The 13,424-nt window shown below is 64.7% G+C and carries 6 protein-coding genes, 1 pseudogene and 1 CRISPR repeat array; all 7 genes and pseudogenes read right to left on the reverse strand.

Features of this window, described 5'->3' with window-relative positions:
- Window positions 1–23 precede the first annotated feature (23 nt).
- Window positions 24–1,247 (reverse strand): type I-E CRISPR-associated protein Cas7/Cse4/CasC, encoded by a 1,224-nt coding sequence (cas7e, locus tag KGQ19_RS11325; protein WP_212009048.1) that lies wholly within the window; start codon window positions 1,245–1,247, stop codon window positions 24–26.
- A 58-nt stretch (window positions 1,248–1,305) separates the two neighbouring features.
- Window positions 1,306–1,947: a type I-E CRISPR-associated protein Cse2/CasB gene (gene casB, locus KGQ19_RS11330; RefSeq protein ID WP_230418495.1), complete on the reverse strand. Its 642-nt coding sequence runs from the start codon at window positions 1,945–1,947 to the stop codon at window positions 1,306–1,308.
- Window positions 1,948–1,952: 5 nt separating this feature from the next.
- The gene (gene casA / locus KGQ19_RS11335) at window positions 1,953–3,509 is read right to left on the reverse strand and encodes a type I-E CRISPR-associated protein Cse1/CasA (RefSeq protein WP_212009050.1); all 1,557 of its coding nucleotides are present in this window, start codon (window positions 3,507–3,509) and stop codon (window positions 1,953–1,955) included.
- 299 nt (window positions 3,510–3,808) lie between these two features.
- Entirely contained in the window at window positions 3,809–6,727 is a 2,919-nt protein-coding gene (gene cas3 / locus KGQ19_RS11340) for a CRISPR-associated helicase Cas3' (RefSeq protein ID WP_212009051.1), read from the reverse strand.
- Window positions 6,728–6,954: 227 nt separating this feature from the next.
- Window positions 6,955–11,315: direct repeats of the CRISPR family, unit length 29 nt; unit sequence GTTCTCTCCGCGCAGGCGGAGGTGGTTCG.
- A gap of 243 nt (window positions 11,316–11,558) precedes the next feature.
- Window positions 11,559–11,819, reverse strand: a pseudogene (locus KGQ19_RS52705) (hypothetical protein); the annotation flags it as partial.
- 170 nt (window positions 11,820–11,989) lie between these two features.
- On the reverse strand, window positions 11,990–12,682 hold the full coding sequence (locus tag KGQ19_RS11345; RefSeq protein ID WP_212009052.1) for a hypothetical protein: 693 nt from the start codon (window positions 12,680–12,682) through the stop codon (window positions 11,990–11,992).
- A 504-nt stretch (window positions 12,683–13,186) separates the two neighbouring features.
- Window positions 13,187–13,424: hypothetical protein (locus KGQ19_RS11350; protein ID WP_212009053.1), on the reverse strand; the 238-nt coding region annotated here is incomplete at its 5' end.

The raw sequence follows: 13,424 nt of genomic DNA on the forward strand, positions 1-13,424 counted from the left end.
CCGCGGCTGATACCGGCACGGTGTCACTGTCCGTTGCGCGGCGCAAACGCGGCGGTCGCGGCTGCGGAGACCAGGTCGTCAACGGATTCGAGACGCTCGCCCAGGCCAGCCGTGTCCAGGGCGCTGGTGCCAGCACATGCCTGGGCCAGCGGAGCCCGGGAGGCGCCCATCAGCGTGTTCAGTGCGCTGGCGTAGTTGTTCAGCTCACGGATGGAGGCTGCGGTGTATCCCTCCCCGCTTTCCTGGATGACGGGAGCCTCGAAAGCGGAGACATACGACAGCGGCCGGTCAGCACGCACGGCCATGGCGATGAAGTCCGGGAAGGTGTGGGGCGCGGTGGAGTTCTTCTTGGCCTGCGGCAGTGCATTGATGGCCGCGGTTAGGAACGCTTGGGCCAGCTTGCGGGCATCCTCGGCTCCGCCGACGTTGCGCAGCAGCTCGGCCATATCGATCGTGGTGTAGCGGTAGAAGGTGCCGGCGCTGTATTCGTTGTGACCCATGTGAGCGCTCCCGGACTGGTCGCCCCAGGCTTCGGTGATGTCGTCGACGGCGCTGAAGTAGTCGATCTCGATGTCGGTGGCGTGGGTGGAGATGACGTGCGCTACCTGGACGGACCCATCGACGCCGGCGCGGTCGAGTTCGGCGAGCATCCGGCCCATCAGATTGATGATGCCGTTGCGGGAGCGCAGGATGTCGTCGATCTTCTCGCCGGGCATCACGCTCTTGGCGGTGGCGACGGCCTTACCGTCGTGGCTCTTGAGATCGGTCGCGGCCTGGAGCTGGTCCCGAAACTCGATCGCGATCGCGCCCAACTCGGTAACGGCGGCCTCCGGGACATAGACCATGGCGTTGGTCCCCCATGGCACATCCGCCTCGCCGCCGGAGTCGGGCATCTCACCGCTCTTCTTAGGCTTGGGTGCCTTCGCACCGACGCTGCTGGCCATCACGGTGTAGATGCCGGCGCGGGTCGCCAACTCAGACGGCCAGCCCAGATCTTCGTGCAGGTGTCGGCGAATCGCCTCGGCGAGCCGACGGGTACGCAACGTCTGCTGTCCGAGCGCCTGCTCGACGTCGAGGCGGATCGCCCGCTTCCAAGACTGCGAGCTGATTCGGGTGCGGTTCACGCCGCCGAATTGCACCGTCTTCACCGAGTTGGTGTCGTCCCGGTTGAGATTCGCGAAAGGCAAGGACTGGATGACGTGTAGGTCAATGAAGCGTCCGGCGGGCAGTGCTGTTGCGGTTTTCACAATGGGCTCCTTTGGGAATGCTGGAGAGTCTGATTCGGGCGTGAGCTGGCTCGGCGGCTCAGCCTGCAGCGGTGTTCGGTCCGGCAGACGATGCGGATGCTCCGGTGTCCATCGCCTTCTTGGCCGCGTCGCGCTCGGCCCGGTTGAGCGTGTGGAAGAAGCTCTGCTGCCAGCGGCGTACAACAGCGCCTCGGTTCGTGGGCCAGGACTCCAGATCGGCAAGCAGTTGGACCCAGTCCACGGCATCGGGATCCACCGCGATCTGGCTGATGACGCCGGGCAGGCGGCGGTGTACGCCGCCGGTACTCTGTTTCGCCAAGGTCGCCAGAGTGGTCTCGCCGGAGCCCAGGGACACTGCACCGTTGAGGACCGCTTCGGCGAGACACTGTCCCAGGTTCCGGCCCCAGCGCTGCCCGGGCTCCACCACGATCGGTAGCTTCGGCAGCATCCGTTTTGGGATCATCGCGATCAGCGCCGCCACGGTGTAGTAGGCGTGAACCTGCTCCGGTCTGCGCTCCCCCGGGTCTGCTGGGGCGCCGGCCTTGGTGACGTACTTGTGCGTGCCGGCAGGCAGTGCGTCGTATGGCTTTCGCAACCCGCCGCGCAGTGCGGACCGAGCGCCCGTCTCATCAGCACAGACGGTGATGATGGCGGTGACGAAGGTTCGGAACCCCCGCCGCCGTTCGGTTTCGGTGGCCATCGTGGTCACGTGGACTCCTTGGTCGCAGACGGCTTGGGCTTCAGGTGCGAAAGTCGGCCCCCGTACAGCTCGACGCGTGCGGTCTCCACTGCCCGCGCTCCCCGCATCGAATTGCACGCGTCGGTGGTGACGGCGTCATAGGCGCTGGTAGCCAGAGCGCGGAAGGCCTTGTTCAGGCCGTCGAAGTCTTGGTCTGCCAGACAGCGCCAGAACAGGTCCTCAGCCTGCGGCCAGTACATGGCGGCAGTTTGCCGAGACCAGGCGCACTCCCGAATCTTCTCCTTGGCGTACAGCGACCACGCCGTCTTCGCGGCTCGATCCAGGTTTCGCCCAATGCGCTCGCCGGCCGCGCGTAGGTCCGCGATCCGCCGACCGAGCTCAGCCTTGGCTTCCTTGTGGGCGTTCACGATCGGTGGGGTCAGGCCTTCCACGAACTGGGTGTCCTTGGCTTGGCCGTCCTGCTCGAATCCCAATGCCTGGACCCGGTAGAGCCCGTCGATCTCAGGCATGTCCTCGAAAATCGACGGTTGAGGGTTGGGACCTGACGTCGGAGCCTCGCCCAGGAGACCGTCCAAGTCACGCCACAGCGCACGAGACGAATCAGCACGGCGGGCGTAACGCTTGTTCTCTTTGCTCAGTAGCCAGCACAGGAACGGATCCTCTGGCGCTGCTACGGCGTCGCGGTAGGCCCAGGTGATATAGGCGTCGATGATGCTGTTTCGATCGGGGCCCAGGACGAGGAGCAGGGCATGCTGGGACCGGGCCGTCAGCGACGCACCAGTTCCGGCCGCCTGTGGCGGGATCGATGTCGGGTCAGGAAGTTCGTCCCATTCCCACGGACACAGGTCTTGGCCCGGAGTTTGCGACGGGTTAGGCTCCGGAATTCCTGCGATCAAAGTTTCGAATAGTCCGGGGCCGACGAGATGATAGGAGATCGTCGAGCGCAGCGGGCCGGCTTTGGTGTCCGCCTTCGACGTGTCGCCTACAGTTCGAGTCGCGCATCTCCCCGAGGAACCGTAGTACAGCCAGACCAGCAGGTGCTGGAACGCCTGGGGCAGTGGCACCGGGAGGGGGTGGGCGTCGGAATGGGCGCCGCCGAACCACCGGTGGTTGTTCCCCGCGGGCCGCCCAATGACCACTTTGTTGATACCAGCCGGCTTTTCGCATTCTGTCGCCAGACGCGGGTCCTGCAGAAACGGCCGCTGCGGATCGCACAGGTCGAAGCGGCTCGCGAACCGGTCGCAGTAGTCATCGACGGCGTCAGGATCGAAATGTCCTGCATCCAGGAGTTCGGCGCGACGCTCACGCCAGTCGTCCGAGTCTGCGCCGAGCTGGTCAAGCCCGCTGACTCGGGCCGCCAGCGCGTACAGGAGCCGGTATGACGCGGACAACGCGGGCGGGTTGATCGCGTCGATAGTCTTGATGAGGTGGGCGTTCCGGAGAACCTCGCCCAGCCCCAGGGCGACACGGTCTGCCAGATCATCGGGAACAGGCTGGTCATCTCGCCAAGTAGTGGATATCCAATCCCCAGCGAGTACGCTTGTCGACGGATCAGAGGGCATAGGCGGTCTCCGATTCAATCACGGGTAAGAAGCTCACAGTTCCCTGCGAAAGCGGGGGTGGCCCCGCGTGGTTCTATTGCGCGCACCATGGGCGAACGCTGTCTCCGCGTGAGCGGAGGTTGCGCCATGGCGGTGGCCGGAGAGGGGCACACCTCTGCGGCCACCGCCGACCGCCGGGTCCGGAACGCCGACCGGCCGAGCGCTCACTGTGACTGTATGGCCACTGCGCGCATGGCCGCTACCTCTTTCAGGCAGAAGGCAAAGGCGTGTTTCTAGTGGATCTATACAGGCGTCAAGAGTCAGTCGCGGTGGAGCCCTGTTGAAGTCCCCTGATAATGCAGGTACGGGCTGTGTAAGGAGCGCCACCCATCCCCATCGGCGATCCCCTCGGCCAGCACCAACCCCCGCAACAGCGGATGTTTGGCCCAGGCGGCCGGCGCCTCACCGATGGCCGGGTGGTTGCTGACCCACCTGCCCGGCACGGGAACCATGTGCTCCATGACCTGCCGCACATGCGCCGCTGCTATCGGCCTATCGACAGGTGCCGTCCCCCTGGCATCGAGCGTGCGTGAGCCGTCAGCCTGGCGGTAGACGAGCACGACACGGGCGCTGTCGGCGCCCAGACGCGTGACGACGAACTCCTCCATTCCATCAGTCATCTGCGCATCACCGAGTTCGACGGCAAGGTTCTTCGCCTTAGCTGTCGGAGCCTTGATCATGACGTTCGCGGCGAGTTGCTGCTCGGCGATCAACGTCCCGAGGTATTCGTTATCTGCGTCGCGGAGCTCCTTCAGGTCCTGCTCGCCCGCCTGCTCGCGCCGGTCAACGAAGTCCTCGGCATACACCTCGTCTACGAGGTACTGAACATCGGTTGGGATCACGATAGGTTCCTGGCCGCGCTCGCGAAGCACCCTGCTGGTGCGTTTCAGGAGGCTTTCGAAATACACGGCGCCCCACTGAGGCGGCTTAGCCATCGCGCCGTCTTTGTCGACGGGCTCTAGAACAACCAACCGGGCGCCTCTTGGACGAGGCGTCGGGGTGTCACCCATCGCCTCCGTCGAGCAGTCGCGAGCCGGGTTTGTCCATGCAGGTCTTGGCCCGCGCTCATGCCGACGTCCCCGTCCAGCGCGCTGCAACAGCAGCGCGATCGGAGCTAAATCGGTGATGACCAGGTCAAAGTCCAGATCGATGGACTGCTCGACCACCTGCGTAGCCACCAGGATCGACGCCCTGGGCCGGCTGGGGGAATCGCCTCGTGCATCCGGCTTGCCGTAGGCGGCTTCCGCAGCGCTGCTGATTCGAGCACGGTCTTTGGACTGGAAACGAGAATGCAGAAGATCGAGTTGAACCGAGACACCAGACACCCCAACGAACGTCGAGGCAAGCTGGTTGTAAGTCGCCTGGGCCTCAGCAACTGTGTTGCAGCAGATCAGTACGCACCCTCCGGCGCGGGGAAGGTCGTCGACCAGATCCGATATCACCGACAACCGCTCGAGAACCTGTCCTGTGACATCCTCCGCGCCTGCCGCGACCGGCACAAGTTCAACGTACAGATCGCTGGGTCGGCTGGTGCCCACAGGAACGGGCTCTGATACCGCACCGCTGGTCCCGTCCACGAAAAGCCAGCCCGGGTAGATGGGGACCACAGATGATGGTGCCGCCACTGCTCCGAGAACGCCACGGCGGTAGGCGTCGACGAGGTCCTGCGCCGTTCGCCCAGAGAGAGTCGCCGACATCACGACGACTGGTGATCCCATCGCCCCAAGCCACTCCAAGGCCCGCAGCAGCAGGGCGTGCATCCACGGGCCATAGCTATGTGCCTCATCGATCACGACGGTCTTGCCGACCAGACCGAACATCCGCAGCATGTTGTGCCTTATCGGCAGGACGCCAGCGAGGATCTGATCGATCGTCATGGCACCCAGCGGCGCTAGAATCCCGCGTTTGCCGGCACGCAGCCACTGGGAAGCCACCACCATGTCCGCGTCTTCGGACGTGAGGATGGGCGACCCTTCAACCGACGCCTCAGCCAGCGCACCAAAGTCGGAATTCAACCAAGCCATGGAGTGCATGAGCGCGATCGCGGCCGAATCGGTCAAATGCAGTTCGGCGAACTTCTTCAACCGACGGAACATTGCATCTGTCGTCGCCATGGTCGGTAGACCAAAAGCGAACCCTCCAGCGCCGGCAACCTCGTGGAAGTGCAAGGTCGCCAATTGCGACGCCTCGGTCTTACCATCACCGGGTGGCGCAGTCACCAAGAGCAGACCAGAGTTGCGGACCATCGCAGGCAGCTGGTGGATCAGCGAGGCCTGCAGCTGATTCGGCGGAAAACCAAAGCGCGCCTCAAACTCCGCGTCATCCTTCGGCATCGGATGAAACCGTGCGCGCCCGAGTCCGGCAGCACGAACCACGGCTGGAGCATCGCTCACGGCCGCGTCCCAGTGCCGTCTCACATTCTTGTCGGTAGCCTGCCACCCCTCCTCGGGCAGACGGCCAGCGGAGGTAATAAACGACTCCTGGCTTGCCAGCCAGTCCGCACAAACCACCAGCCCCAGCACCACAGCCACCGCAGCACTCGACGGCCGCTGGGTCACGCCACTGGCCTCCGCCGCACCAGTCAACTCAGCAATCACACGAACGTGAGCTGACCGCTGCCCCTGCCACTCACCCTCCCCCAACGGCGTGACGAACCGACCTACCGGATCGCGCATCTCCTCCGGACGCAACGCAGCGTGGGCACGCCCGTGATGGCGACTGAGCAACTGCGCGAAGACATGAGCCGCACCATCGGTCCGACCTGAGTAGCCCATATCCGGCAGCAAATCAGCCAGGATGTAGAGCGCAGCCTTGTCATGACCGAACCTGGCGTCGTCCTCAGTCTGGGGCGCGGTGATGTAGGCGGGATCGTTCCACAGCGATCCGCAAAGGTCGCGGCACTGGGCTTGGAAAGCTACTGAGATTTTGCCGATATCATGCAGCCCCGCCCAAAACATCACCAGAGAGCGACACACCTGCGGCTCGACCTTCAAACCAGCGGCAAGTCTCCCGACGAGATCAGGACTCATCAACGCGTCAAACAGCGCGCCAGCTATCGCCGCAGTATCCATGAGGTGACAGAGCACCGGATACGGCCGCTCAAGATGGTCCGTCGACTTGGCCCACAAGCGACAGTCAGCAACCATCACCCGAGATTGATCGCGATCTCCTGACTCCACGCTGGCGAGCCAACCACAGACCTCCGACAACAACTCCAGACCACGCGCAGGCGGACACGGTGCCCCGGCAACCTATGTGATCGCCCATCCGCCCGACAATGACGTCTCCGAACCGCGCTCCAGTAGGCTCCACACGTGCCTCTATCCAACTCGAAGCAGACGACGCAATGCCTCAAGGGCTGAGTCACGTTTCAGTAACGTAGAACTGCCGCCCCAGGTCGGGAAGGGTTCTCTCCGCGCAGGCGGAGGTGGTTCGCCGTACTCGGCCGCCTCAGCGAGGTATCTGGCGTTCTCTCCGCGCAGGCGGAGGTGGTTCGGCGTGACGCCGGGCGAGGAAGCGCTGGCGGCCGTTCTCTCCGCGCAGGCGGAGGTGGTTCGGCGGCAAACTGCGCCTGGCCTGGTTCGCCGACGTTCTCTCCGCGCAGGCGGAGGTGGTTCGCCCCGCGAGGAGGCGCCCCCGGCCGCGGTGGAGTTCTCTCCGCGCAGGCGGAGGTGGTTCGAAGTCCTCCCCGTGCTGTCCCCGGGCGCCGCGGTTCTCTCCGCGCAGGCGGAGGTGGTTCGAGGTGGGGCTGCGGTGGATGACGACGGGCAGCGTTCTCTCCGCGCAGGCGGAGGTGGTTCGACATCAGCCTGGCCCGCGAGGCCGAGATCACCGTTCTCTCCGCGCAGGCGGAGGTGGTTCGGGTGTCGCGCCAGCGGTCGAGGCGGTCCGTGAGTTCTCTCCGCGCAGGCGGAGGTGGTTCGTCCATGTCGCGGATCGTGTGGGCGTTCGGCACGTTCTCTCCGCGCAGGCGGAGGTGGTTCGTCCCGCAGGATGTCCACCAGGAACGCCGGGATGTTCTCTCCGCGCAGGCGGAGGTGGTTCGCGCGCGACGCGAAGGGTGAGCAGCGGTGAGCGGTTCTCTCCGCGCAGGCGGAGGTGGTTCGGACACGGAGCATCCGGTGGAGCATCGCCTGGTGTTCTCTCCGCGCAGGCGGAGGTGGTTCGGCAATAGCGATGACTTTTCCTCCCGGTCCTATGTTCTCTCCGCGCAGGCGGAGGTGGTTCGGGAGTTTATGCGCGCGGGGGAAAGTGGGTATCGTTCTCTCCGCGCAGGCGGAGGTGGTTCGACGGCGAGATGGCCCGCTTCGCCACCTGGAACGTTCTCTCCGCGCAGGCGGAGGTGGTTCGTCCAGCCAGAACGCCGCCGGTGACGCCAACGCGTTCTCTCCGCGCAGGCGGAGGTGGTTCGTAGAAGACCTTCGTCAGCGACTTGGCGACAGAGTTCTCTCCGCGCAGGCGGAGGTGGTTCGGCGGCGTAATTCGTCTTCGGGGATTGGCAGACGTTCTCTCCGCGCAGGCGGAGGTGGTTCGTCCCGAGCCCGCGATGTCCGCGCCGCGACTGAGTTCTCTCCGCGCAGGCGGAGGTGGTTCGAGCTGAGCTGGGAGGCGGTCGACCTGTATCCGGTTCTCTCCGCGCAGGCGGAGGTGGTTCGTGCAGGAGGCTGCCCAGGCCGCTGGTGATGTTGTTCTCTCCGCGCAGGCGGAGGTGGTTCGCGTCCCGTGGCGATCGCCTCGGACGCGTACTGGTTCTCTCCGCGCAGGCGGAGGTGGTTCGACCGGCGCCAGCTCGGCGGGCGATGTTCTCCGGTTCTCTCCGCGCAGGCGGAGGTGGTTCGCCCGCGCCAAGACCAACACCGACGCCGCGACCGTTCTCTCCGCGCAGGCGGAGGTGGTTCGTGGAAGGCGTCATGAGCAGCGCCGCCAACACCGTTCTCTCCGCGCAGGCGGAGGTGGTTCGACCCGCTGGTCGCTGCCGTGCGCCGCGGACTTGTTCTCTCCGCGCAGGCGGAGGTGGTTCGTGGCTAGTCGCAGTCGCGGTATCGGCGGAACAGTTCTCTCCGCGCAGGCGGAGGTGGTTCGTCGGTCGAGCGCCCGGACCATCTTGGGCCTTGGTTCTCTCCGCGCAGGCGGAGGTGGTTCGGCGGTGCGTGCCGAGCAGGCTGGCCATGACGAGTTCTCTCCGCGCAGGCGGAGGTGGTTCGCTGAAGCGCGAGGAGCGGCTGTTCAACCACGAGTTCTCTCCGCGCAGGCGGAGGTGGTTCGGTCGGGGACTCTTCGCCGTAGTCCCGGCGCATGTTCTCTCCGCGCAGGCGGAGGTGGTTCGCTGGCCCACCCGGACATTTTCGTGCAGCTGACGTTCTCTCCGCGCAGGCGGAGGTGGTTCGTCGAGCTCGTCGGGCCCCAGGTCGTCGTCAAGGTTCTCTCCGCGCAGGCGGAGGTGGTTCGGCGACATGGAACGGCTCCGCTCATCGTTCGGCGTTCTCTCCGCGCAGGCGGAGGTGGTTCGATGCTCAGGAAGCGGCGGATACGGACCGGCTTGTTCTCTCCGCGCAGGCGGAGGTGGTTCGGTCAGCGACGCTGGTGCCACCAGCGCGGCGACGTTCTCTCCGCGCAGGCGGAGGTGGTTCGTTCGCGTTCGAGGTGGCCCGCACCGCCAGCTTGTTCTCTCCGCGCAGGCGGAGGTGGTTCGCGTGACTTCGTGGGGATGTTCAAGAGCGGTTCGTTCTCTCCGCGCAGGCGGAGGTGGTTCGCAGCTTCTCGGTGCGGCTGCCTCCACAAACAAGTTCTCTCCGCGCAGGCGGAGGTGGTTCAAGAAGGAGTCCCCCGGCGCCCTGCTCGCCGGGGTTCTCTCCGCGCAGGCGGAGGTGGTTCGCAGACCGGCCACCCCTATTTCCGCACCACGGTGTTCTCTCCGCGCAGGCGGAGGTGGTTCGCAGACCGGCCACCCCTATTTCCGCACCACGGTGTTCTCTCCGCGCAGGCGGAGGTGGTTCGGGTTCGTCGCAGAGCGCGCATTCCTCGCCCTCGTTCTCTCCGCGCAGGCGGAGGTGGTTCGTCGTGGACGTTCAGCGGGTCGGGCATGTCGAGGTTCTCTCCGCGCAGGCGGAGGTGGTTCGGTGAGGCGGCGGACCGTATGACCCTGATGAGAGTTCTCTCCGCGCAGGCGGAGGTGGTTCGTCCTCGGCCGAGTTCGAGGATCCGGCGATGCCGTTCTCTCCGCGCAGGCGGAGGTGGTTCGCCGAGACGTCCGACGCGACATCGGACGCTACGGTTCTCTCCGCGCAGGCGGAGGTGGTTCGGCGTTGAACGGCCCGAGGAACTGCGGGGTGGTGTTCTCTCCGCGCAGGCGGAGGTGGTTCGACCTGGCCGTCCTGCGTGTGCTGGAAGATCGCGTTCTCTCCGCGCAGGCGGAGGTGGTTCGTTCGATAGGGCGGAGTTCATCGCTGAGCGGTTGTTCTCTCCGCGCAGGCGGAGGTGGTTCGGCTCCGGTGCCGTCTCCCAGGACTGCGGAGACGTTCTCTCCGCGCAGGCGGAGGTGGTTCGCGCTGCATCTCTCCCTCTTGGTGGACCTGATGGTTCTCTCCGCGCAGGCGGAGGTGGTTCGTACCGCGCCGCCGTCCGCACGTGGGGCCGGGAGTTCTCTCCGCGCAGGCGGAGGTGGTTCGGCATCCGGGCTCGCGTGGAGCACGCTGAGTGTGTTCTCTCCGCGCAGGCGGAGGTGGTTCGTCCACCAGGATGTACTCCTGATCGCTCTCGCTGTTCTCTCCGCGCAGGCGGAGGTGGTTCGCCGCGCGCTCTGGGCAGGGTTCGCGCGCCACCGTTCTCTCCGCGCAGGCGTAGGTGGTTCAGAAAACTCGTCGCGTTCGGTGTCGTAGCCAAGTGGTTCTCTCCGCGCAGGCGGAGGTGGTTCGCGCGCTGCCGTGTTTGGGCTGGTTGTGCAGGAGTTCTCTCCGCGCAGGCGGAGGTGGTTCGAGGGCATCACCGTAGGCCTCGTGGACGCCATCGTTCTCTCCGCGCAGGCGGAGGTGGTTCGCCAGCTCCTGACCGACCGCCGGCTGTCCGGTAGTTCTCTCCGCGCAGGCGGAGGTGGTTCGTGCAGACCGTCGTCGGTGACCGCGTCCAGCCGTTCTCTCCGCGCAGGCGGAGGTGGTTCGCCCTCGGCGCCCGCAACACCGTCCACGCCGTCGTTCTCTCCGCGCAGGCGGAGGTGGTTCGTGGGTCGAGGCAAAGGGCTGGATTGCTTCCGAGTTCTCTCCGCGCAGGCGGAGGTGGTTCGTTTGAGCGGCCGGGACGCCCGGCCGGAGCTGGGTTCTCTCCGCGCAGGCGGAGGTGGTTCGCGGACGGCCAGCGACCCGCACCGTTACTCGACGTTCTCTCCGCGCAGGCGGAGGTGGTTCGGCCTCGCTGGTGGAAGCACCGCCGGAGTACCGGTTCTCTCCGCGCAGGCGGAGGTGGTTCGCCGGGAGCGCTCAGCGCGAACTCCGCCTCCTCGTTCTCTCCGCGCAGGCGGAGGTGGTTCGATCAGTAGGAGGGAGGTCCCGCGATGGCCGGCGTTCTCTCCGCGCACGCGGAGGTGGCTCGCGAGCATGAAGGGGTTATGACCGTGGCATCCAGTTCTCTCCGCGCAGGCGGAGGTGGTTCGCTGCTCCTGGCGCGCGGTCTCAGTTGTCTTCTGTTCTCTCCGCGCAGGCGGAGGTGGTTCGGACATCCGGGCGCTGGACAGCACGGTGTCCTCGTTCTCTCCGCGCACGCGGAGGTGGTTCGGAGCCGCACAGCTGTCGAAGTTCCCCCCATTTGAACCACCCGATCAAGCCCATATTGCCCTGGCAGCGTGCGTCGTATCGACCTGCCTCCACCGCGACGCCTAGCAAGACCAGGGCCAGCACGCGGCCACCTCTTTAGATCACCCGTTCGAGCAGCTATGGGAAAAGCGCGAAGCGCCAGGACTCGAACCAGCCGGAGTCTCACTCCATGTCAAAAACCGCATCGCCTACGTTCAGCCGCATGTCAGGGGCGGTACATCAACCCCCTGTAAATCCGTCGCGAAAGCTTCGAAGGTTCGAATCCTTCACCCGCCACATCCAGGCAAACCAGCCCCTGACCAGGTGAACTCTGGTCAGGGGCTGGTTTGCGCACGCACTTGGCGTAGACCCGCAGGACGACCTCGACGCTTTGGTCGGCCCACTCGGCGATCTGGGTCGGTGGGACACCGGCGTTCAGCCAGGTCGATACGGCAGCATGCCGGAGGTCGTACGGGCGCTTCGCCATCAAGAGAATCCGAGCGGCTATCGAGTCCCAGAACGGAAACCGGGAGAGTCACGTTCCGGATGGCGCCGACCACCAGCGATCGTAGGGGCCGCCGATCCATAGCCGCGGTTCGGTGTATGGCCTAAACGGCCTTGTTGCGGCCTCTGCGTGTCACGTTACCGACAGAGGGACTAAAGCAGGCTCGCTCCTGCCGCAGCTAAGTCAGCAATCTCGATATTCATTAAATGGTTACCGCCAGGCGATCTCGTAACATCGAAGCGCCCATCATTTCGTCTCTCGATTTTAATCTCGCCAGCACCTCTGTCGAAGGGATCCATAGCCAGCCGGAGAACGTCGTGAGAGTAGAACGGGAACAGCTTGCTCAAGGCAGGGTTCGCGCAAAGCAGGGACAGCACACCTCGTTGAGGCGCATAGTAGGTGTCCTCCAGCAGGATATCCCATGCAGTCTCCGACGGGTTTCCGCGTTCAAAGCCTTCGGCCTGCCTCGAGAACTCCATGAACGGGAAACGCGCATTTAGCACCGCGAGGACGACGCCTGAACACCAGGCGTGAATAACTCGCGTTACGTCGGCCAAGTCTGTCGTGCTGCCATCGGCCCATACGAAATTACCTTTGGCGCTGTCAATTGAGATCGAAAAGGCTCGCCGATTGAGGACCGTACTGACTCTGATCAGGCCATGGTCCGAATCGGTTTCAGCTGTCCGGTACACGCTCAGCTCAGGACTCGAACCCGGCCGTAGATTCCCGACATCCAGGTCTTCGGCATCGGCTACCACGCGAAGAGCTTGCGACAAACTGCCGCTCTCTACCAAATCTGGATAGAACCTTGCATCCGGGCCTTCGGCAAAACTTGGCTCGGACATTCCCGCTACTCAATCCCCTCAAATGTCATCGGGACCCCATATGATCCACATCTTGGAAAGCTTCGGATCGGTGGACCAGGCTGGCTCCTTCAGGGGCAGGATGTCACCGTGGGCATGCCAGGGGCAGTATATCAATCCCCTGTAAACCCGTCGCAAAAGCTTCGAAGGTTCAAATCCTTCACCCGCCATAAGCAAGAAAAAATCCCCTGCCCAGATGAACTCTGGTCAGGGGCTTTTTTGTGCAGTCCCGGCGCCTTCGAGAATCTACCATCTTTAAGCAGCGAAGCTGCCTAAAGAATCAGATGCCGAGGACTGATCCGCTCGAATGGCCACACGGACACTTTGTTGTCAGGCTTACGACTCGTCCTTGTTCACGCAGCACCTGGGTGTACTCGATCGTTCCGGCACACACGGAGCATGTGACGACGGGCAGTTCGTCGTTTTTCATGCCAAGGAGTATCGCCTCCAGGACCTGCCGATCGCGCTCGGCGGTTGTTTGCTCGGTCATATATGCCTGCCCATCCAGGGAACGAATTCTGAAATATCGATGCCTTCGGCTGCGGCGTCGTCTAGTCGGCTCTGGGCGTCCGCCCGCAGCATCGCCCGGTCGGCATCGGGGCTCAACGAACTTGGTCGTGACAGCAAGACTTCAGGTCTGCGGTTCGATCGATGAGGTCGGCTCGTCAGGATGGAGGCTGAGTCGGCGAAGTGCTGCACCGCGGACGTGGACTTTGACGCTGCG

Source organism: Catenulispora pinistramenti, from assembly GCF_018274385.1.
GTDB classification, from domain to species: domain Bacteria; phylum Actinomycetota; class Actinomycetes; order Streptomycetales; family Catenulisporaceae; genus Catenulispora; species Catenulispora pinistramenti.